Source organism: Streptomyces sp. NPDC088553 (assembly GCF_044752965.1).
Classification (GTDB): domain Bacteria; phylum Actinomycetota; class Actinomycetes; order Streptomycetales; family Streptomycetaceae; genus Streptomyces.
This window is the reverse complement of sequence record NZ_JBIVMG010000001.1, coordinates 58,919-80,749: the sequence shown is the minus strand read 5'-3', so window position 1 is coordinate 80,749 and position 21,831 is coordinate 58,919. Positions and strand designations below refer to the sequence as shown.

15 protein-coding genes and 2 pseudogenes are annotated in these 21,831 nt (G+C 70.4%); 9 read left to right on the top strand and 8 right to left on the bottom strand.

Features of this window, described 5'->3' with window-relative positions:
* Positions 1 to 13 precede the first annotated feature (13 nt).
* From ACIP8Z_RS00395 to ACIP8Z_RS00385, 3 genes and pseudogenes are all read left to right on the top strand, one after another.
* Positions 14 to 756 (top strand): annotated as a pseudogene (locus ACIP8Z_RS00395) (AraC family transcriptional regulator).
* Positions 757 to 1,063: 307 nt separating this feature from the next.
* On the top strand, positions 1,064 to 2,758 hold the full coding sequence (locus ACIP8Z_RS00390; RefSeq protein WP_402076841.1) for an alkaline phosphatase D family protein: 1,695 nt from the start codon (positions 1,064 to 1,066) through the stop codon (positions 2,756 to 2,758).
* A gap of 143 nt (positions 2,759 to 2,901) precedes the next feature.
* Positions 2,902 to 4,122: a metallophosphoesterase gene (locus tag ACIP8Z_RS00385; protein ID WP_402076839.1), complete on the top strand. Its 1,221-nt coding sequence runs from the start codon at positions 2,902 to 2,904 to the stop codon at positions 4,120 to 4,122.
* Positions 4,123 to 4,295: 173 nt separating this feature from the next.
* On the opposite strand, the gene ACIP8Z_RS00380 is transcribed toward ACIP8Z_RS00385, so the two are convergent.
* The 4 genes from ACIP8Z_RS00380 to ACIP8Z_RS00365 form a co-directional block, all read right to left on the bottom strand.
* Complete coding sequence (locus ACIP8Z_RS00380) at positions 4,296 to 5,774, bottom strand: hypothetical protein (protein WP_402076836.1); 1,479 nt, start codon at positions 5,772 to 5,774, stop codon at positions 4,296 to 4,298.
* Positions 5,775 to 6,011: 237 nt separating this feature from the next.
* Positions 6,012 to 7,115, bottom strand: a complete 1,104-nt coding sequence (locus ACIP8Z_RS00375; protein WP_402076834.1) for a phosphatidylserine/phosphatidylglycerophosphate/cardiolipin synthase family protein — start codon at positions 7,113 to 7,115, stop codon at positions 6,012 to 6,014.
* A gap of 418 nt (positions 7,116 to 7,533) precedes the next feature.
* Positions 7,534 to 9,885: a collagenase gene (locus ACIP8Z_RS00370; RefSeq protein ID WP_402076831.1), complete on the bottom strand. Its 2,352-nt coding sequence runs from the start codon at positions 9,883 to 9,885 to the stop codon at positions 7,534 to 7,536.
* Between the two features lie 686 nt (positions 9,886 to 10,571).
* The gene (locus tag ACIP8Z_RS00365; RefSeq protein WP_402078836.1) at positions 10,572 to 11,318 is read right to left on the bottom strand and encodes a phosphotransferase family protein; all 747 of its coding nucleotides are present in this window, start codon (positions 11,316 to 11,318) and stop codon (positions 10,572 to 10,574) included.
* Between the two features lie 494 nt (positions 11,319 to 11,812).
* Here ACIP8Z_RS00365 and ACIP8Z_RS00360 point away from each other — a divergent pair, with 494 nt between their 5' ends.
* Positions 11,813 to 12,604: a hypothetical protein gene (locus ACIP8Z_RS00360; protein WP_402076829.1), complete on the top strand. Its 792-nt coding sequence runs from the start codon at positions 11,813 to 11,815 to the stop codon at positions 12,602 to 12,604.
* Positions 12,605 to 12,775: 171 nt separating this feature from the next.
* On the opposite strand, the gene ACIP8Z_RS00355 is transcribed toward ACIP8Z_RS00360, so the two are convergent.
* A complete protein-coding gene (locus ACIP8Z_RS00355) occupies positions 12,776 to 14,305 on the bottom strand; it encodes an N-acetylmuramoyl-L-alanine amidase (protein ID WP_402076827.1) in 1,530 nt (509 codons plus the stop codon).
* 769 nt (positions 14,306 to 15,074) lie between these two features.
* On the opposite strand from ACIP8Z_RS00355, the gene ACIP8Z_RS00350 reads away from it, so the two are divergent.
* The 4 genes from ACIP8Z_RS00350 to ACIP8Z_RS00335 all read left to right on the top strand — a co-directional run bounded on the left by ACIP8Z_RS00350 (position 15,075) and on the right by ACIP8Z_RS00335 (position 17,694).
* A complete protein-coding gene (locus tag ACIP8Z_RS00350) occupies positions 15,075 to 15,296 on the top strand; it encodes a hypothetical protein (protein ID WP_402076824.1) in 222 nt (73 codons plus the stop codon).
* Between the two features lie 284 nt (positions 15,297 to 15,580).
* A complete protein-coding gene (locus ACIP8Z_RS00345; protein WP_402076822.1) occupies positions 15,581 to 16,009 on the top strand; it encodes a VOC family protein in 429 nt (142 codons plus the stop codon).
* Positions 16,010 to 16,298: 289 nt separating this feature from the next.
* Positions 16,299 to 17,489, top strand: a complete 1,191-nt coding sequence (locus tag ACIP8Z_RS00340; RefSeq protein ID WP_402076819.1) for a cytochrome P450 — start codon at positions 16,299 to 16,301, stop codon at positions 17,487 to 17,489.
* Between the two features lie 13 nt (positions 17,490 to 17,502).
* Positions 17,503 to 17,694, top strand: coding sequence for a ferredoxin (locus ACIP8Z_RS00335; protein ID WP_402076816.1), 192 nt, complete (start codon positions 17,503 to 17,505; stop codon positions 17,692 to 17,694).
* A 95-nt stretch (positions 17,695 to 17,789) separates the two neighbouring features.
* Here the strand turns inward: ACIP8Z_RS00335 and ACIP8Z_RS00330 are convergent, their stop codons facing one another.
* Positions 17,790 to 18,836 (bottom strand): hypothetical protein, encoded by a 1,047-nt coding sequence (locus tag ACIP8Z_RS00330; RefSeq protein WP_402076814.1) that lies wholly within the window; start codon positions 18,834 to 18,836, stop codon positions 17,790 to 17,792.
* A gap of 292 nt (positions 18,837 to 19,128) precedes the next feature.
* On the opposite strand from ACIP8Z_RS00330, the gene ACIP8Z_RS00325 reads away from it, so the two are divergent.
* Positions 19,129 to 20,103, top strand: coding sequence for a hypothetical protein (locus tag ACIP8Z_RS00325; RefSeq protein ID WP_402076811.1), 975 nt, complete (start codon positions 19,129 to 19,131; stop codon positions 20,101 to 20,103).
* A 766-nt stretch (positions 20,104 to 20,869) separates the two neighbouring features.
* Here the strand turns inward: ACIP8Z_RS00325 and ACIP8Z_RS00320 are convergent.
* Positions 20,870 to 21,415 carry a flavoprotein gene (locus ACIP8Z_RS00320; RefSeq protein WP_402076808.1) on the bottom strand — a complete coding sequence of 182 codons (546 nt, stop codon included), beginning with the start codon at positions 21,413 to 21,415 and terminating at the stop codon, positions 20,870 to 20,872.
* Between the two features lie 110 nt (positions 21,416 to 21,525).
* Positions 21,526 to 21,793, bottom strand: a pseudogene (locus ACIP8Z_RS00315) (dienelactone hydrolase family protein); the annotation flags it as partial.
* Between the last annotated feature and the right edge of the window lie 38 nt (positions 21,794 to 21,831).

The following is a 21,831-nucleotide window of genomic DNA, read 5'->3' as shown; positions in this document are numbered from 1 at the left end:
AGGTTGCCAGGTGATGCAGAAAATCCGCCACACCCCCGTTGCGCCGACCCGGACCCAGCGTCTCGCGCCCGGCGGCGAGATCGACGCACACCGCCATGACGACCACCAGATCGCCTAGCCAGCCAGGGCACCATCGCGGTGACCACCGACGCCGGCTCCTGGGTCGCCCCCGCCACCCGCGCGATCTGGATCCCCGCCGGAACGGTCCACCAGCACCAGGCCCACGGCGAACTCGAACTCCACCTCGTCGGCCTGCCCGCCACGGAGAATCCCCTCGGCCTCGACAAACCGGCCGTCCTCGCCGTCAGCCCCCTCCTCCGCGAACTCATCGTCGCCTACACCCGCGACCCCGGGAACGACAGCCCGCCCCACCTGCGCCTGCGCGCCGTCATGCTGGACCAACTCAAGACCTCCCCCGAACAGCCCCTGCACCTGCCGACCCCCACGGACCCCCTGCTCCGGGAACTGCACGCCCTCCTGCGCGCCGACCCGGCCGACAACCGGTCCCTCGACGACCTCGGACGCCAGATCGGCGCCAGCGCACGCACCCTCTCCCGCCGCCTCCACGACGACCTCGGCCTCACCTACCCCCAATGGCGCACCCAGATCAGGCTCCACCACGCCCTGATCCGCCTGGCCGACAACACCCCCGTCACCACCGTCGCCCACAGCTGCGGCTGGTCATCCGCCAGCACTTTCATCGACGTCTTCCGCCGCACCTTCGGCCACACACCCGGATCCCGCCCCGCCACCTGAGCCGGCACCGCCGAAGGCCAGGGTCTCGAAGGCCGCGACGCCCCGACGCCGTCCCCGCAGCCCTACGCCGTCGGGAAACCCATCCCCCTCCGCCGCCCTGCCGACCACGGGCCGTACCGGACGTGACCATGCGCCGTGGTGGTACGGAGGCGCTGTCGGCGGCCCCGTTCAGTACCGTACGAGGAAGGCTTGTCCGTACGGTGGGCTGGTCCGTGAGAAGGGTCGGTCCGTACGGTGGGCCGGTCTGTACGAAGAGTCGGTCCGTACGGCGGGCCGGCGCGTACCGGGTGGCGGAAGGGGACGCGCGATGGCCGGTCTACGGCTGGGGCCGCTGGTGCGGTACGTCGACTGGGAGTCGGGGACGAGCGCGACGGTGTGGGTGGAGACCGACCGGGCGTGCACGGTCGAGATCCGGTGCGAGGGCGGCGGCCGGGGTTCGGCCCGTACGTTCCTCGTCGCCGGGCACCACTACGCGCTGGTCGTCGTGACCGGTCTGACCCCGGGGTCGGCCGCGGAGTACGAGGTGGTGCTCGACGGCGAGCGGGCTTGGCCCCTGGCGGACTCGCCCCTGCCGCCCAGTACCCTGCGCACGCCGCCGGTCCCGGCGACCGGCGCGGTGGTCGCCTTCGGCTCGTGCCGGTGGGCGGCGCCCGCCGTGGGCGGGGCCGATCCGGTGGGCCCCGACGTCCTCGACACCCTCGCCGCCCGGCTCGCCGCCGACCCGGAGGACGGCCGCCCGGACGTGCTGGTCCTCCTGGGCGACCAGGTGTACGCCGACGAGACGTCAGCCGCCACCCGCGACTGGATCGCCCGGCACCGGCGGTCGGCCGGCACCGGCTCCGACGCCCCTCCGGACCAGGTCGCCGACTATGAGGAGTACACCCATCTCTACGACGAGTCCTGGGGCGATCCCGAACTGCGCTGGCTGATGTCGACCGTACCCAGCTGCATGATCTTCGACGACCACGACGTCATCGACGACTGGAACACCAGCGCTGCCTGGGTGGCCGAGATGCGGGCGACGCCGTGGTGGCACGAGCGGATCACCGGCGGCCTGATGTCGTACTGGGTCTACCAGCACATCGGGAACCTCTCCCCGGCCGAGCTCGCGGAGGACACGCTGTACGCGGCGGTCCTCGCCGCCGACGACGGAACCGAGGTGCTGCGCGCGTTCGCGGAGCGGGCCGACGCCGATCCGGCGTCGGTGCGCTGGAGTTACCGCCGGGACTTCGGCCGCACCCGGCTGCTGATGGTCGACACGCGGGCGGCGCGGGTGCTGGAGGAGCAGCACCGGGCGATGCTCGACGCCGAGGAGGCCGACTGGCTGCGGACGCAGGCCTTCGACGACCCCGCCGGCGTCGACCACCTGCTGGTCGGTACCTCGCTGCCGTGGCTGCTGCCACCGATGGTCCACTTCGCGGAGGGCTGGCACGCGGCCCTGTGCCGGGGCGAGCGCGGCCCGCGCTGGGCCCGGTTCGGCGAGTGGCTGCGGCGGCGCGCGGACCTGGAACACTGGGCGGCGTTCACCGCCTCGTTCCACCGGCTGACGGACACGGTCGCGGAGGTGGGACGGCTCGACGCCGCCCCGGCGACGGTGTGCGTGCTGTCGGGGGACGTCCACCACGCGTATGTGGCCGAGCCCGTCTGGCCCGCCGGGCAGCAGCCGCGCTCCCGCGTCTTCCAGTTCACCTGCTCACCACTGCACAACTCGGTACCCATGGCGATGCGGGTGGGCTTCCGTTTCGGCTGGAGCCGCTTTGCGCGGGGCATCGGACACCTCCTGGCCCGCCATGGCCGTGTCGAACGCCCGGCGGTGCGCTGGGAGCGCGCGGGCGGGCCGTGGTTCGGCAACCAGCTGATGACCCTGACCCTGCGCGGCCGCACGGCGCTGCTGCGGCTGGAGAAGGCCTCGACGGGCGGGGAGCGGGCACGACAGAAAACGGACCGGGCGGGAGCACGGCTGGAGCAGGTCATGGAACGGGGGCTGACGGAGGACAGCTGACGCTGCCGCGTACGGCCGCCCCAGGCCGGATGGCAGATCATGTCGAGGCCACGGGCGGATGGCTGGTACGACGACCGCTCCGTGGCCACCACCCGGATCCGCTACGGGTGCGGCCCTCCGGACAGAGCCCCAGGAGATGAAGCGTGACCGAGACCAGCGCCCCCCGATCCGCCGCCACCGAAGCTCGACGGGAGCCAAGGAGCCGACTGCAGCGTCTCTTGCGCTACCTCCCCTTGATCGCCCCCGTCCTGCTGTGGACCGTGCCGTGCTGGGTCCTCGTGTACTCAGGTCAGCACTGGCCGCTCCCCGGCACTTTGATCTCCACCGCCCTGTTCGCCCTCGGCCTGATCGGCATGCCGCTCGCCATGATGCGCGGCCACGGCCGGCGCCAGCACGACCGGGCGGCGATCGTCGGTGACACATTGCTGGGGAGCAGCTGGGTCCTGTTCACCTGGTCCGTCCTGCTCGGCGTCCTGCTGAGGCTCGCCCTGACCGTGGCAGGCGTCGGCGACGGACAGGACCGCGCGCGCATCGTCACCTGGTCCGTCCTCGGCGTTTCCGCGGTGCTGCTCGCGTGGGGGTACGTCGAGGCCAGGCGCGTGCCACGCGTGCGCCGGCTCGACGTGGAACTCCCGCGTCTCGGAGCCGGGTTGGATGGCACCCGGGTCGTTCTGATCACCGACACCCACTACGGTCCGCTCGACCGCGCCCGCTGGTCGGAACGGGTCTGCGAGACGGTGAACACCCTGGAAGCCGACCTGGTCTGCCACACCGGCGACATCGCCGACGGCACGGCCGAACGCCGTCGCGCCCAGGCCACGCCGCTGGGCACCGTGCAGGCGGCGTGGGCCCGTGTCTACGTCACCGGCAACCACGAGTACTACAGCGAGGCCCAGGGATGGGTCGACCTGATGGGCGAGCTGGGCTGGGAGCCTCTCCGCAACCGGCACCTGCTGTTCGAACGCGGCGGTGACACCCTCGTGGTCGCCGGCGTCGACGACGTCACCGCCGAGGCCTCCGGGCTGGCTGGGCACCGAGCCCACCTCGCAGGAGCCCTGCACGGTGCCGACTCCGACCTCCCTGTCCTCCTCCTCGCCCACCAGCCCAAGTTCATCGAGCGCGCGGCAGCACAGGGCATCGATCTCCAGCTGTCCGGTCACACCCACGGCGGTCAGATCTGGCCTTTCCACCACCTGGTACGCCTCGACCAGCCTGCCGTCGCCGGCCTCAGCCACCACGGCACTCGCACCCTGCTCTACACCAGCCGCGGCACCGGCTTCTGGGGCCCGCCCTTCCGGGTCTTCGCCCCCAGCGAGATCACCCTGCTCGTCCTGCGCTCCCCTCGGCAGCCCGCGTCGCCCTGACGTGGAGAGCGCTAAGAGCGGGGCGAGCGGGAGGAACGGTCGCCGACGCAGTTCGTTGAAGGATGGGACCCAGAGACCGGAGGAGTCCAGACAGCTGCGGTCTGGAGACGACGGCAGCTGGACGTACCGAAGCTCCGCCAGTGTGCCTGTCGAGCCGGTTGGGCTGCTGCTGATCAGGTGGTGGTGCCGAGGCAGTGGTCGAGGAGTGCGTGCATGCGGGGGACGGCTAGCGATGGGTTGGCCGCGGCGCCCTCGGCAGTGCTGGGGTCAGTGAGGAGATTCTCCAGGGCCCCGGGTGTGAGGCTGGGGTTGGCGGCGGCCGCACGGCGTACCGCGTGGTCGGGGTCGTGCACCGGGGGGTCGGGCAAGGCGGGATCACCTGCGGCCAGGGCCCGTACCTGTGGGTCGGGATGGCTGATGAGGTGGGCCCGGCCGGTGCGGGGGAACGCGGGCAGGGTCAATAGGTGCGGGCGGTGGGCCGGGCGGGTCACGAAGACGTCCAGGAGGAGGTGCGGTGGAGCGAGCGGGTGGTGGCAGGCCAGCCGGATCCGCACCTCCTCGTCGTCGTCCTGCGCGAGTGTCGCCACGAGTTGTGCGGGCAGGCCGGGCCAGCTCGCCGCAACCCGGCGCAGCACCGGCTCCTGGGATACCGCGCAGGCGGCGAACCAGTCGGGCGACGGGGCGGTGGACAGCTCGGTGATCGGGCAGGTGCAGTCGGGGCCGTGCCCGTCGACCCGGTGGATCGCCTCGTACTCGTCCCAGGTGCGGGTGAAGGGGTGGAGGCGTGCACGCGTCCGCACGTCCTCGTCCGGGTCCTCCCTCAGTTCCGCAGCCACGCCAGGTGCGAGATCGGGCCGGGCTGCGACCATCGCGCGTACGTCTGCTCCGGGGTGGCGGGCGAGCCGATTCACCGTGTCGGCCGGGGTGTGGCGGTTCCAGGTCAAGGGGTACACCCTGCCGTCCGCGAAGCACTGTTCGATGAGCGCGGGGGACAGGGCACACGTGCCGAGCACATGGGGTCTGCTGTGCGAGCCGATGGACGGCAGCATGGCCTCCACCGCCGCCCCGTCCAGCTCCCAGCTGCTTTCTTTCGCCCTCTTACGAACCGTGGGGTCGGGGTCGTCGAGCAGGGCGCTTCGCTGGGCGTCGGTGAGCGACTGCCATCTCCAGATCGCGTGTTCACGGACCTTGGGATGCTCGTGCTCGGCCATGGAGCGGTAGAAGGACTGAGGGATCTGCCAGGAGGCACTGAGCTCCTGGACGATCTCCTGTTCGGTGAGCATGCCGTCCTCGCCCCCGTCCCGGGCGGTCAGGAGGGTGACGAGAATGTCGTCCGGCAGCGGCCGGACCCGTCGGGGACGGGGGTGGGCGCCGCCGGCGAGCCGCCCGCGGACGAGTCCCGACGGGTCCGTGGCCAAGGGGGCGAGTCGTGCGGGGTCGATGTGCCGGTTGCCCGCCAGCGCGCGCCGGATCTTCACGACCGGGTGGCGAAGAGTCGTGTCGATGACGGGGTCGGGCAGGTCACGACCCTGGCACATCAGCAGGCAGGCCTCACCGGCCGCTTGATCCACCAGGCGTATCAGGACGTCGGAGGGCGCCGCCGGATTGAAGGCGATGCCGCGGAGCCACGGTTCATGCAACGAGTCGGACACCGAGTCATCCTGCCACCTCGCCTCCTGCGCTTCGTATCGACGTCCTCGTCCCGCCACACGCTGCCCACCTCACGCTGCCCGCCACACTCTGGCCAGGGACCGGCACCGGCACACGCCCGCCTTGTCCGGTTGACGTACCGTCGCGTGCTCGCGTCGCCCGGGCACCCCCGGCGGGGCCGTCGAGACGCCCGGGCTGCTCGGTGCCGTCCGGCGTGCCGGACGGCACCGAGCGACCGGTCATTGCAGAACGGCCTCGGCCCGCATGGCGAGGAAGTTCGCCTTGTAGGCATCGTGTGCCGCCGCGCCGGCGAGGCGGATCAGCGCCTCGTCGTTCTCCCGCAGGGAGGAGGTGTCCAGGTTGTGCGAGCCGGTGAAGGTCCACTTCGTGTCCGGGTGGCCGGCGTAGTTTCCCTCGACGAGCAGGTACTTGGAGTGGACGAAGTAGCCGTCGGCGTCGAGGTGGTAGGGCTTGATACGGGCGTGGCCCTGCAGGGTCGGGAGGTCGTTGGAGTCCTTGTAGACGATCTCGATCCAGCAGTCCTGGTCGGCCAGCGAGCGCAGCTTGGTCGCGATCTCGTCCCGGTGCAACGCCCACGCGGAGATCCGCACGATGGTCTTGTGGGAGGTCGTGCCGGTGGTCGTGTTCCCGGTGCAGGAGACGTTGTTCAGGAACCCGAGCACGACGTCGCCGCTCTGCTGCGGGAAGAAGTAGTACTTCGCGTCACCGGCTTCGCCCGTCCGGTAGTAGTCGCTCGTCTTGCTCATGGCGGCGAGATCGTTGAAGTACCCGGTGTACGCCGTGTAGAGGGCGGTGTTGCCGACCACGGTGTACGCGTTGTTCCACTGCCGGGTGGTGGCCGACACCGTCTGGTTGGCGGAGCTCTGGATCACCACGTCCTCGGCGACGCCCGCGTCGCCGACGCGCGAGAAGGTGAAGAACTTGTTGTGGTTGATGGGGTTGGTGCCGCCCGCCGCGATGCAGGCGCCGCCCGCGGTGCACACCTGTACCCAGGAACCCTGGGACCTGTCGGTCCCCAGGGCGGCGATCAGGTCCTGCGCGGGCCCCGGGTTGGGCGATTCGACGGACTTGTGGTCCAGGACCACGCGGACGTTGACGCCGCGCCCGTGCGCGGCGACCAGGGCATCGGTGAAGTCCTGGTCCTGCATGACGTACAGGGCCGCCCGCAGGGTGCGTCCCCCCTGGGTGTTGTCGATCGCCTCGATGATGTGGTTCTTCACGGCGTTCTGCTCGGCCGCCGTCCCCTTCGGGTTGTTGAAGACGGCACCGGTGACGACGGGTGGCACGTCCTCGGCGGCGGCGGGGGCGATGCCTGAGAACACAAGGGCGAGGGCGACCGACACGGTCGCCCAGAAACGCTGGCGGATGACTCCTCCTCGGCTGGATGGGTGGCATGAGCCTGCCATGAGCCGTTCGCGAGCAGGAACGAAGGGTCCACCAAGACACCGGATGCGGAGCAGTGGTGGCCTTGACCGGCTGGCGTGGCGGGGGAGAGGGGAGGGCTGCGCAGGAGGGCCGGTGTCCGGAGGGACCGGCACCGTTCCCGACGAAGTACGCCGGGAGCGGTGCCGGCCCGCCGCGTGAAGTGGTCAGCATCGGGAGAAGAGGTCGCCCGCCTGGTGATCCCGTGACCTTGAGCCGGCCCAGCCGGCCTGGTCTACCCGGCCTGTCGGCCAGCCTGCCGGCCTGGCTGGCAGGCCAGACCGACCAACCCGGCCCGGCCAGCCCTGGCCATCCGGCTCACTTGGACTGCGTGGACAGGCTCACACTGCTGAAGTCCTGCGCGGCGGCGAGGCTGAAGTAGACCCACCCGGACGGCGGGTTGTCGATCGTCAGCGTCTCGCCGTTGCCGGCTTTGACGGACTTCGCCACGTAGCTGCCGGTGGTGGCCCAGCTGCCGCCGCCGTAGTACAGGTCGGCGTTGCCGGTGCCGCCGCTGCTCGTGATGGTGAGCTGCTTGACGCCGGCGGGCAGGTACACGAAGTGGTAGCTGTAGTTGCCGGTGGCGGCCGCGAGATTGTCCCGACGGCAGTTCTGGTCGAACTGGCGGGAGTCGCTGATCGTGCAGAGCGGAGCGGGCGCGGTCGAGGCGGCCTCCGGCAGCGGACCGCAGTCGTCGGTCGCGCAGGTGGTCGTCAGCCAGGTCGCGAACCCCGCGTCGTAGCGGGTCCCGATGGTCTCCTTCAGGAAGGTGCGCGCCCCGGTCCAGTCACCGGCGCGGTACTCGTTCAGCACGGTCTCGACGTCGGCCGGGTGCGCCTGGAGCATGTAGCGGACCGCGAGGAAGCCCCAGCGGTAGACCCGGTTCGAGTTGACCTCGGGATCCTCGCCCTGGCCGTAGACGGTGTCGAACAGCTCGCTCAGCTTGTACGTGTTCCTGCGGGCCTCGGCGATCGCGTCGGCGTTGCGCTCACCGCGGTAGCCGAACGAGATGTTCTCGGCGATGCCCTCGACCCACCAGATGGTCGGCGTGGTCATGCCCGCCTCGAAGTCTCCGTACATGTTGTAGCGGCCGTCGAGGTAGTGGGTGTACTCGTGGTTGAGGTTCCAGATCTGGAAGTCCGGGCGCAGCCAGTGGGCCTCATGGGCGATGAAGCGGGCCTGGTTGCCGACGGTGGCCGGGTCGCCCTCCTCGTACATGCCGCCGTTGTCCACGTCGATGTTGTAGATGGCCCAGGCGTACAGGGCGTACTGGGTGTAGTCGTCGAAGACGGCGACCTCCAGGTTGGTGTTCACGTCACCGGGGATCGCGCCCTTGTCGCCGATGATCCGGTGGAAGTACGCGTCCTGGTTGACGAGGCTGGTACAGGTGCTCGCCAGCTGGCCCGGGGACATGTCCTGGGCGCGGATCTTCAAGCCCGGGGTGCACGTGTGCTGGATCGGGAGGATCGCCGGGAGCACGCGCTCGCCCAGGTCGCAGATGGCGTAGGCCGCGCAGTTGTTCCTGTCGTACTGGCGCGTGTACCAGCCGAGGTTCATGGTGATCGGCGCGGTGGGGCCGACGTTCGGGTAGCGGTTGATCAGGTCCTTCAGCAGCGGCCGGAGACGGTCCTTCAGCTCGGGCACGTCGAGTGCGTAGCCGAGGTAGCGGCCGACGTTGCTGACGACGTCCAGGCGGTTCAGCTGCGCGCCGTTGCGCGTGATGAAGCCGGCCCAGGTGTCGAGGATCGTGGGGTCGGCCTTGAGGGCCGCCCGCCAGCCGCGACCGTCGTCCTTGGCCTTGAAGCCGTTCTCGACGACCCACTCGACGTGCTGCATGGCCAGGTTCATCTGACCCGGCCAGGCACCGTCGTACCGGCCGAGCATCCACTTGACGACACCGGCGTACCGGCCGGCCGTGTGGGTGCTGTCGATCAGCGTGACGACCTCGTTGAGGATCTCGCCGTTGGCGTCGGTGACGTCCCTGCTGCGCGGGGAGGCGAAGAACGCGTCCAGCGCGCCACGCGCCGCGGTGTCCAGCGCCGTGCCGTAGTCGCCGACGACGTCCGCGTTGTTGTCCTGCACGTAGTAGCCGGCGCGCAGGAAGAGCACCAGCTGGCCGATCGCGGCGTTGTTGTTGCCCGCGTACGTGGCGGAGGCGGCGCGCAGCGCGTTGGCGACGGTCACCATCTGGGCCTCGTGGAAGGCCTTGCGAGCGTTCTCCCCGGTGAGGCCGAACAGCGGGTACGTGCAGTTGATCCGGGGGAGGGACGTGAGCTGCTGGACCAGCGCGCTGCCGGTGGCGTTGATGACGCCGGAGAGGTCACCGCACTCGTCCGCCGCGGCGCCGGAGGACTGCTTGTCGAGCTTGTCGACCGCGCCGACCTTGACGGTTGGGACGGTCGGGGCGGGTGCCGGTGCGGATTCCTCGGCGCTGTCCTGCGAGGAGATACGGAAGCGGGGGCTGTTGCTCATCGCGTCGGGCGACTTGGGCACCGGGATCGACCGGGGCGCCGAGGCCGTGGGTCCCTGCGTGGTCGTACGGGCCGGCGTGGTGGCGCCGACGGAGGCGGCTTGGCTCTGCGGGGTGAACAGGCCGAGCGTGATGAAGACGGCTGCGCCGAGTGCGGGAAGTCTGCGCGCGTGGGCTCTCGATATCCGGAACGGATGCATCTGTGGGGGCCTCCGGGGCCGTTGAAGCCACGTGTCGGGGAAACGTGACGATGATGTGTGACATGTAAAATTGCATAGACCTCCGCGTGTCGGAAGGGTTTCGGCCGGATTCATCGGCCTCAGCAACGGAAACGCCGTCAACTTCCGGCGGGGGACCTCCGCCGACCACCCGCGCGGCCCACGAGCCGGGGGGCGGGGCGTGCGGTGCCGCGCGGCCAGGCCCGGAACCGCACGCCCCGGCGCCTCGATGCCTGGACGTACGGCGGTGCAAGCGGCCGCAAGAGCCGCCGCGAAAGGTCCCCGGAGCGCGACGACGGACACGGCTCCGAGGGCGCGCAGGGGCCCGCCCTCACTGGGCAAGCGCCCGGATCTCCCGCCCCCGCGGTGTGCTTCAGTCCGTCTCCGCCACGGGGTCCCGCGTCAAGCGAGGCTCTGAACGCCGGGCCCGCGGTGCGGCTTTCGCCGCAGCGGCCTCCCGCGCCACGCGCTCGGTCAGCAGACGCACCCGAGCTTCACGCTCCGCACCGGTCAAGCCCGTGAGGCCCAGCCTGAAGTCACGTTCCTCCTGGGACACGCGCCTCTCCTCTCCCCAGCCGACGCCATGGACCAGACACCTGAACTCGACTCACTCCCGCCAGTGGTCGGCGAACGCCGAGTTCTCGATGGTCCACCCCTGCGGTACGGCCTCACATCCGGGATCTCAGCACGTCGACTTCACAACCTGGCGCGAACGGGTCGAAGCCGTGCTCGACCAGCCAGCGAACTGCCAGCAGGCTTCGCAACGACCACCACGCGCGAATCACGTCGAGGTCAACGTTGCTGCCGTAGCCGGCGAGGACGTCGTCGAGGTGCTCCTCGTGGCCGAGCGTGAAGGTGGCGAGGTCGTACAGGGAATCACCCTGGCCGGCCTCGGACCAGTCGATGATGCCCGTCACCTCGTCGCCGTCGACGAAGACGTGCGCGATCTGCAGGTCGCCGTGCGTGAACGCCGGAGTCCACGGCCGGAGCGCGGCCTCGGCGACCCGGCGATTGCGGGTGACCAGGTCGGCGGGCAGGAGACCTTTCGTCACGAGCAACTCGCACTCGTCGTCGAGTTCCGCCGCCAGTGCGACGATGCTCCGCCCGGCCCGGCCGGGCTGGGGCGGCAGCGGCGCGTCGTGCAGCTTCCGGATGGCGGCACCCGCCGCGGCCCACGCCGCCGACGAACCGGTCGACGGCCCGCCGAGGCGCCCGAGCGTCGTCCCCGAGACCGCCGCGATCGCGAGCACGGGCGGCTTGCGCCACAGGACCTCCGGGGTCGGAACCGGCGCGAGGGACATCGCCTCGACCTCGACGTCGATACGCGCCTGATCTGCGTCCACCTTCAGGAACACGTCGCCGACGCGCAGGGTGGCTCGCTCGGAATGGGCGGCGACGACTTTGACCTCATCCATGGGCGCCCAGTATCCCGGAGACGATCGCTGACGTCGCCAGATTTGTCGCATGCGATCACGCGGCTGACCGGTCCCGCTGCGCGACAGCCTCGTGCGCGACATCGCCCCTCGACCGGGTCAAGTCCGCTACTTTTGTGAGGAGTTCTCAGACCATGTTCGGAGGATCAGTCCACGCCGAGCACTTCTCCGGCCACCGTGACACCCCCGGCATGCGGTGCGGCGCAACGCATGCTCGTCGAACGCCTCCCACCGGACGGCTTGTTCGCACGTCTTGTCCACCTCGGCCATCGCGAGGGAGGCCCGGGGAGTCCAGGGACGCCCGGTGTGCTTCACGCACGATGCGATGCTGCTCCAGGGGTCCTTGCGGACGGCCCACCCCGCGCGATCGAACGGCAGGCCCTGAGATCGAACCGCCGTCACGTGCTGTCCGGGAGGAGCCTGCGAGGGGCATCCCGGGGCACGCTAGGCTGCCGATCTTCGGCGAATGGGGGGGCATGGGCATGGGGCAGTGGGGCATACGTATGGTCGTGCTCGGCACGGCCCTGGCGTTCCTCGCCGGCTGCGGTTCCAAGACGGTCGAGACCGTGGAGGAGGCACCGGGCGCGGAGTCAGCCTGGACGCTCGCCGCGCCGATCCGCATAGACGGTGTCCGTACCGCCGACGGCGGCAGGTCTCTGGTGGTCGACGCCGAAGTCCCTGACGGTCCACGCGACTGCGTCCGCGGCCTGCGCGGTGAACTCGACACTGTCGAGCACGGCACGATGTACGTGAGGGTCACGTTCGAGACCCGTTCCCTGGACCGGGACTCCGGGTGCACCGGGACGCGGCGGGGCGAAGCCACGGTGAAGCTGGGCGAGCCTCTGAACTCCCGCAAGGTCATGGTGAACAGCCGGGACGTGTACACCACCGCCGGTGCCACCCCGCCGGCTCTGAGGCAGTGCGGTGAGAACGGCTGCGACCCCACGCCCCCGCGTTGCACCTCGGCCTCGTACCAGCAGGCGGTCAACGACACGGACATCCCCAAGCACACGAGTTGGGAGGAACGAGGCTGCGACGACACGTGGCTGGTTCTGGACCTGTCGACCCGGATGGGGCCGGTGTGCGGTGACGCCGGCGACGGCTGCTCCTCCTCGGGTGTCTCCCAGCGCTGGTTCTACAGGGCCGAGGCCCCGGGCTGGCGGCCGGTCACCACGAACGGCGACGCGGGTTGCGCGGGCATCCACAAAGTCCTGCCGGAACTGCCCGCGCGCCTCTGTGCGTCGCTGCCGCGGCTCGACCGCGGATGATCCGCCGAACACACGGCCGTTCGGCTCCCGGAACCGAACCTGGTCCTGTTCACGAGAACGGGCTCTCGCACAGATTCCGCCCCCCGACACCACAGGCCCTCAACCCGATCACGTTCGCCAAGCCAGGCGACGGCCCGAATGGGCTTGGCCACGGGCTCCTGGGTGATCAGGTCAGCCTGTCTCCGCGGTGTTCACGGTAGCCAGGCGCCGGTTGTACTGGATCACGTCATACGTCTGGTCACCGGTGACCACAACCTCCGGGCGCGTGGGTGTGGCAGGGAAGAAGTCGTCGGCGTCCACCGGTGTGCGAGCGGCCACGTACGCCTGCCCCTGGGGAAACGCGTACACGTCGAATCGCGTCTGTGCCGATGCGGGCAGTCCCTGGGGGTACTCGGCTGCTCGAGGGTAGGCCGTTGTGTAGACGGAGACCGACGTCGCCCCGCTCGCGGGACGGACGATCCGCGCGTCCGGCGCGGGGCGGGTGTTCACGCCCGCCGGGTTGTGGATCCATCCCTTCCGCCCACCGAACCAGATCGCCGTCCAGTCCCCTCGCGTGTCGGCGACCACGAAATCCTGCCCCCACATCACGGTGGATCCCCAGTCGTCGATGCGGTCGCTTCCCGCAGAGCCGTCCGGGCGAAGGGCGAGGTCGGACACGAGCGGAGCGTCGGCGCGGGGTTCCGTGCGCACGTAGAGGAAATTCGAAGGCTGTGTCTGGGACCGGCACGTCGGGGCGCACACCGTCACCGTCTGCACGTTCTCGCCGTACGCCGGGGCGATCGTGACCGCCTCTCCGATGCCGATGTTCCCGCGCGCCTCTCCGCCCTCGGCCTCACGCTCCTGGCGATGATCGGCGTCGAGGAGACCCATGAACTTCTCCCAGTCCCAGTAGGGTCCGGGGTCCCAGTGCGCGTCCGGCGCGCGGGCCGGCCTCGGCGGAAGGACGTTGTCGTGCCCGATGATGTGCTTGCGGTCCAGCGGGACATCGAAGCGCCGCGCCAGGTAGACCACCAGCGCGGCAGTCGCCTTGTACTGGGCGGGAGTGAACCAGGTGGGCCCCTGGGCGGCGTATCCCTCCATTTCGATACCGACGCCGTGCAGGTTCATCCAGTAGTTTCCGGCGTGGAAGGCGATGTCCTTGGTGGCGACCATCTGCGTTGCCGCACTGCCGTCGGCCTTCATCACGTAGTGCGCGGAAACCCCGCTGACGGGATCCTGGAACCAGCTGACTCCTCCGTCGTAGGACCCTTCGAGGTCATGGATGACGATGAAGTCGACGTCGATGCCGTTCGAGTTCCGCGTGGACACCTGGTAGTTCGAGGCGGCAGCGGGAACGAACCGGCAATTCAGCTCGCCGGGGCACTCCGGCACCGCCGCCGCGGCCGTCGTACGCAGCCCCAGGGACGCGAGCTGTGACCTCGTCGGACGGACGGACGGCGTCTCCGGCAAGGAAACCCTCTGGCCGTCCTTACGCACCCTCTGCTTGCCGGTGCGGATCACTGTGAACACGCCATCGGCGAACCGTCCGGCCGTGGCGGTGTCGGCGGCCTGGCTGTACTGCGCCACGGCCCCGTACCAGCTACCCGGGTCGGGTGACATCTCACGGGTGATCTGCCGTTGGTACGAGGCGAGCAGCGCGGCGCCGCCTCGAAGGTTCTGCAGCTCGTCCCGCTTGAGAGTCGAGGGCGCGACGCCGATCATCGCGGCGGCGGCCTCCAACGTGTGCTCGGACGGGTCGTCGGTGCCCGTGGCGTCCACCGGCCCCTCGCCCGGGCGATGGTCGTACGTTCTCCCGGACGTCGTGTCCGTCAGGTGCATCGGACCGTAGCCACCCTTGGTGCTCGGGCGGCCGTCATGGGCCTCCCACCACGAGGACTCGTAGGCGACGCCGAGCAGTACTTCCTTGGGCACGCCGAACTCTGCTGCCGCCTGCTCGGCCGCCTGCTCGAAGCCGCCCGGTGCGGCATCGGAGGGCCGGGCATTCCCAGCGGTGGCACACCCCCAGAGGAGGGCCACCGCCACCCCCGCAACGCCGAAACGCCGGTGGCCGTGGCGACTGCGTCTTCTGGTCACACCATGTCCATTTCGCTGTGGCGGTCGTGGTTCGGTCCAGGGCCGAAGCCGCGGCCGTCACAGCGAAATGGACGGAGACCGCTCGGTCCCCCCGACACGCCCGACACACACAGCCCCGTCACCGCACCGGAGCAGCGATCCCACGCCCACGCGCCGTCGCGCTCGTCAGCTCTGGAAAGGCTCTCGTGGCCATGAGCCTGCCCGCCGCCTCGATCCGGTCGCCCTCGGCACCTCCGTCGCCGTCGCCCGCGGCCCCATGAGCGCTCCCAGAGCCCATCTGCCACCGCCTCGGGGGCTCATCGACCGGGGCACCGACACTGGCTGCGTCGCCACTGTCCGGAGGCTTGACGCCGCCTGCGCGGCGCGGTGCCATGGGTCTGACTCGAGGGGGCGTACGATGCTCGACGCGGAAGACGACGACGCGGGCCAGGGCGCTGAGGGCGACGGTGATCGCCAGGATCGCCTTCCGGACCCGTACCGTCCAGGGCCCGAGGACCACGTCTGGGTGGCCGTGCTCGTGGTGATCGTGGTTGTCCTCGTCCTCGTGGGCATCATGTCGAACATGGACGTGAACAACAGTGGTGACCCGGCCCAGGACTGGGACACCGTCTGGCATTGAGCACCGCGTTGTCCTTGTGCGATGAAGTCCATGAAGGGGCACCTGGCCCCGGTGCCGACGCCCGCTGAGAGGCCGACCCGGGCCGCCGAATTGGCCGCCTGGCACCGCCCCGTCCGCGGGGGAGTGGTTCACCCACCGCATCAGTGGGGGCGTCGACGCCACTCCCGCGTCAATCCGGCGTCGGCAGGGACCGAAGCTGCCGACGGTGGTGCGCAGAACGGGCGACTACGCGGATCGGGACGTGCACCGGCATGGCTACGGGCCCGCGGGGGCAGACGGGATGCATGGCTGTCCTCAAAACCAGTGTCCTCGTCCTCGACTCCACCGATCCGGAACCCCTCGCGCGCTTTTACGCGACCCTGCTCGGTGCCACCGTGCAACCAGCGAGGGACGACCATGACCTGCTCCTCGTCTCCGGTCACGCCGGAGTGGTACTCGGGATCCGTCGTGACCTCGGGCAGGCGCCGCCGAGTTGGCCGCGTCCCGAGGACTCCCAGCAGGCTCATCTGCAGATCCTCGTGGCCCCTGACGCCCTCGATGAGGCGGAGCGTGAGGCGGTGTCGCTCGGCGCTCGTCCCATCGCCGCCGAGCGCGACGGGACCCGGACCGACCGGCGCACCGACGTGCGCCGCTACACCGACCCCGGTGGTCACGCCTTCGTCCTGGCCACGATGCCCCCCGCCGATTCCGGCCCACCGCCGCAGCGCTCCTGACCTTGCAGACGGCACCTGCCGTTCCAGGCCGCTGCCCGGATCGGGCCCGCTGACCCGATCCGCCGACGAACGGCGCACGGCTTCCGCGTGCGCACGGGGAGGGTGGCGAGAGCTGTCGAGCTCACGCAGGGCGCGTACTGAGCTGACCACGTCCTCCCGGGCTGCTGCGAATGGACGACCCCGTTCCGGTGGAATGGCCGAACTCTGCGTAGACCAGATAGGTGCCTGAGGCATGTAGTGGATACGGCATCAATCTCCGAGCCGCCGATTCGCCCCTTGCGAGGCCCCCATGACGGAAGCCGTGGCGTTCCCCCAGAGCCGGACCTGCCCCTACCACCCGCCCACCGCCTATGACCCGTTGCGCGAGGAGCGCCCGCTGTCGCGGGTGACCCTGTGGGACGGGCGCTCCGTATGGCTCGTCAGCGGACATTCAGCCGGCCGGGCGCTGCTCTCGGACCCGCGTCTGTCCACCGACTCCACCCGGCCCGACTTCCCGCTCACGACCGAGCGGGCCTCGTCCGTGCGTCGACGCCGACGCGCCGCGCTGCTCGGCTGGGACGACCCTGAGCACAACGTCCAGCGCCGGATGCTGATCCCGAGTTTCACCCTCAAGCGTGCCGAGCGGCTGCGCCCGCGCATTCAGGAGACCGTGGACCGGCTCCTCGACGCGATGGAGGCCGCGGGCCCTCCGGCGGAGCTGGTGAGCGCGTTCGCGCTGCCGGTGCCTTCGATCGTGATCTGCGACCTGCTCGGAGTCCCGTACGCGGACCACGACTTCTTCGAGGAACAGTCCGCTCGGCTGCTCCGCGGACCGACGGGCGAGGACACCGAGGACGCGCTCGCCCAGCTCGAGGGCTATCTGGGCGAACTGATCGAACGCAAGCGGCGCAAGCCCGGCGAGGGCGTGCTCGACGACCTGGTGGCACGGCAGCTGGAGAACGGCGGCCCCGACAGCGAGGAGCTGGTACAGCTCGCCACGATCCTGTTGATCGCGGGGCACGAGACCACCGCGAACATGATCTCCCTCGGTACGTACACACTGCTGCGCCACCCCGAGCGACTGTCCGAACTCGCGGCCGATCCCGCTCTCGTACCGGTTGCCGTCGAGGAGCTGCTGCGGTTCCTGTCGATCGCGGACGGGCTTCTGCGGGTCGCGCGCGAGGACGTGGAGATCGACGGCACGGTCATCCGCGCGGGTGAGGGCGTGGTCTTCTCGACCTCCGTCATCAACCGGGACGCCGCCGCCTACGCCGATCCCGACACCCTGGACTGGTCGCGCCCGGCTCGGCACCACCTGGCCTTCGGCTTCGGCATCCATCAGTGCCTGGGGCAGAACCTGGCGCGCGCGGAGTTGGAGATCGCGCTCGGGACGCTGCTCCGCCGGCTGCCGGGGCTGCGGCTGGCCGTCCCCGCCGATGAGATCCCGTTCAAACCTGGCGACACGATCCAGGGGATGCTCGAGCTCCCCGTCACATGGTGAAAGGACCGCACGGATGCGCATCTCCATCGACGGGGAGCTCTGTATCGGCGCCGGGCAGTGCGCCATGACCTCCCCGGACGTCTTCACCCAGGACGACGACGGGTTCGGGATGGTGGTTCCGGGCCAGGACGGGGGCAGCGGAGGCCCGCTCGTACGCGAGGCCGCCCGCGCCTGTCCGGTCCGGGCGATCAGCGTCGAGGGGTAGGCAGGAGGCAGCGACAGGGGAACGGGACAGGGACAGGAGACAGGAGACAGGAGACAGGGGACAGGGGACAGGGGACAGGAGCGGACCTCCGTGTCTCACCCGTTCTCGGCCCAGTACGCGGCCCGCACATTTCCCTCTGCGAAGTCGCGGCGCGGCAGACGCAGACCGAGGGATTCTTCCAAGGCGTGGAAGTACAGCTCGAACGTGTTGGTCAGTTCGGGGTGGTCCAGCTCGGCACGCCGCAGTCCCTGGTTGAGGAAGTCCAGTTCGCCGCCCCGCAGATAGGGGGCGCGGCCGCGCTCGTACCAGATCAGCTCCAGCATGCCCCAGTCGTCGTCGACGCGGCGGCCGTCCCGCATGTAGTCGAAGGAGTAGATGGCCTTCGCGGAGGTGGCGGTCAGCCAGACGCTCTCCTTGATCCCGAGCGCGGCGTACGCCTCCTTGTCGGCGTAGGCCCCCGGCGGCGTGTCGTGGTGCAGCAGGAACGTCCACCCGCCCGCCTCCCCGAAGCAGCAGCTCTCCCACTGGCGGTCCCAGTGGGCCCGGCCACCGTCCACGGCCTGGAGGTCCGCCAGACGCGTACCGGCCGCGACCTGAGCGGGGTCGGCCCCGTACAGCAGGGCAAGTCGCTCTGCGTCTACGGGTTCCCCGGGCGCTGCGCGGAAGAAGGCGAGCGTCGTGTACGGGGCCTGGTCACGCCAGGACTTGGCTATCCAGGCGAGCCCCTCCAGCGGGTCGCGTCCGCACACCTCGACCGGCCCTGTGTCGTCACCTGTGACGCCCAGGCCGCCACTGCGGAACCGTCTGCCCCAGGCCGGATCGATCCGGTCCAGTGCGACTGCCGTCTCCTCGGGCCCGCCGAATTGCCGACGCATCGCGGCCTCGGCGATCAGGTAGAGCACCTGCTCCATGTCTCGGGTGGCGAAGACCTCCCGGTAGGCGCCGTGATGGCCACGCACCGTGCCGTCCTCGTCCAGCAGCAGACACAGGCCGCCGTCCTCCACCTCCTCGGCGCGCTCGGCACACGCCTCCAGCTCGTCGTCCGAGAGGGCCACGGGCGGCAGCCCGACCTCGCGGAGCAGGGTGTGTCCGGCGGCCGTCCGCCGCCATGCCTCGGCAAGTGTCCGCTTGGTGATCTCCATTGCGTCAGCATAAGAAGGGCCACTGACAGTCGGCCCATGGGACCTGTCGACGCGACGACGAGCGGTACCGGGGGAGTCGGTCGACGTCATCACCGTCTCCACCATCTCGCGAGGATCGACCCCGGACGTCGATCCTCAGCCGGCCGCTGAGGCCGGAGGCTTCGGAGGAGCCCACGGTGCCCCGGAAGGGGCTGGTCGGGCAGATGATCACCGGGTGGCTGTGGGAGGCAACTTCGACGCCCGATCCCACGTCTGGCAGTCCGTACCAACCCTTCCGGAACGGAGCCACTCGGTGCTCATAGGACTGCTGACCGCCATCGCCGCTTCGATCTGTTACGGCACGGGATCCGTCCTGCAGGCCGTCGGGTCGCGCAAGTCCGCCCGGCGTGAGGCGGCCGCGGGTCTGCTTACTGAGCGCGGGGGGCCGAGTCTGTCCTCCACGGCGAAGGCGGCGACGACCTGGGAGTTCGTCGTCGGCACGATCCTGGACTTCATCGGTTTCGGTCTCGGGGCGCTTGCGGCCCGGCTGCTGCCGCTGTTCCTGTCCCAGACCGTGATCAGCGCGAATCTGGTCGTCACGGCGGTCCTGAGCGTCCGTCTGCTCGGGATCCGGCTCACCCGCGCGGAGTGGACGTCGATCGGTGTGGTCTGCTCCGCGCTGGTACTCCTGGCGAGCGCCGCGGGCCCGGAGGGCAGTGGGCACACCCAGGTCGCCACGCACTGGTGGCTGCTGGCGATCGCCCTGCTCCTGATGGCGGGCGGAACAGCTCTCGTACGTCTCCTGGGCGGGCGGGCGGCCATCCTGGCCGGCCTGCTCTCCGGGCTCGGCTTCGGCGCACTGGGCGTCGGGGTGCGGATCCTGAACGGCGCCGACCCCTTCGACGTCGGCACGCTCCTTGCGGACCCGGCACTGTACGCGATTCTCGTCGCCGGTATCGGCGGCATGTATCTGCACACCGTCGCGCTCCAGATCGGATCGGTGAACGGGGCGACGGCGGCGTTGGTGGTGGGCGAGACGGTGCTCCCCGGCATGATCGGGGTGTGGTGGCTGGGTGATGCCTCACGCCCGGGTTTCGCCTGGCTTGCCGTCCTCGGCTTCGTCCTCGCTGTCGTGGGCGCGGTCGCGGTGGCGTGGTTCGGCGCGCCGGAGGGCCACGGGGCGGAGGCCGAGGACGCGCCGGAAGGCCTTGGGGCGATGCCCGGGAACGCGCCGGAAGCCCTTGGAACGGCGCCCGGGAGCCTTCCCAGTCCCGTACGTCTTCCCTGACTCGACCCACACCGGACCGGCCGGACGGTGCCGTCGTCGCGATGGCCGCGGGGGCCGCAGTGGCCGCGTCGGTCCGCTGGAACGGCGCGGCCGTCAGGGTTGGCCACCTCGGCCCGTGAACAGGAGCTTGGGCCTGGGGCGGTGAGGAGTCCGACCTGGTTGCCGTCGCCCTCAAGGCGCCCACAACAAGGACCTCGCCGGGTTCTTGAAGGTCATCTTGGCGAAACAAGCCACCGACAGCGCGCGGGTCGAAGGGGAAGCCGCCACGAAGGCCGCCGATCAGGGAGGATCCTCCGCCCCACCAACTGCTCGTTGCGCGGGTACCGATGGCGCCGCACTCGGTCGGTGCCGGGGGCCCCTGCGGCAACCGGATCGCCACTGGTGCCCCATCAGAAGCTGCGTCGGCGAGGCCGGGATCGTAACGTCGTGAGGGTGGCGCGCAAGAGGGCGTCCCACCGGTTGCCGCCGGTCCCTTGTTTCCCCGAGCGGGGGCCGGCGCTCTCGGTGGACCGGTCAGTTGCTCCTTCGCGGTTCGAACATCGCCCGGTGATCGTGCCACCTGTGCGGGGCGTGGAACTGCGTGAGAACGCCCCTTGAGCTCTGCGGCGATCGGCCACGTCCCCGTGCCGCCCCGCGCAGGAACCTCGGAGATGGCTCTGACAGCCAGGAGTGCTCATGGCGAGGCGGCTGGTCGGTCTCGACTTCCTGCCGGAGGCGTGACCCCCGGGCCGGCGGTACCGCCGGCCGTGGTTGGTCGTGTGCGTGACTAGGCCCGGTCCAGGATGTCGGCGACCGCCTCCAGAGCAGCCTGCCAGGGGTACGTCGCCGGGTCGCCCTGCCCCGGTTCGTGCGGCACGAACCCACCCTCGCCGTAGACGACCCGGACACCGGCGCTCCTGAGCGTCTCGAGCGACCGGTCCCACTGAGGATGTGCCGTGTACGCCCGGTTCACGCACGGCATCACGGCGATCGGGATCTTCTTCCCGATGCCTTCGGCGACAACGCCGACCAGCCATTTGTCCGTGATCCCGAGGGCACAGGCGTTCACTGTGCTGAAGGTTGCCGGCGCGACCACGATGGCGTCGGGCTTGGGCCAGATGTCCGGCTGACCCGGCATGCGGTAATCCCACCTGACGGGGTGGCCGGTGAGCACGGCCAGGCCGTCCAAGGATTCGCTGAGCCAGCGCGCTGCCGTCGGCGTGAGGCCGAGGCACACGTCCCAGCCGTCGGCCTGTGCCTCCTCGATGATCCGGGCGACGTCAAAGACCGGTGTGGCCGCGCTGCTGAACAGGTACAGGATCCTAGTGTTCATGATCCTTATACGATCACATGGAAGCGCCTCCGAATCGGGGGAGTCGGGTCGAACGCATCCGGCGCGAAGTGGGGCGCGAGTGGCGTTTCGGATGGACGAGTCGGGTACGCGGGGTCGGTCCGCGGGTCGGTCCGCAGCATGTCGAGCGCCGCATGGCCGATGCCCGGCGTCCGGTCGGGGTCGGTGAGCAGTGGCAGGCAACGGGCCGGCATCTCCTCGGGGTCGCCCGAATGACGCCCGCCGTGACGGTGGAAGGCCAGCGCCACTATCCCGGTTCGGCGAGACATCGGCCCGGCGGCGCTCGAAGTCGCTGAGCCCCACGCCCTCTGGTCCGAGGAGCACCGCGGGCCGGCGGTCGACACGGGCCGGGAGCGCGATGTGGCGGGACGGTGGGTGCGGGGCGTGGCGGCGCGGCG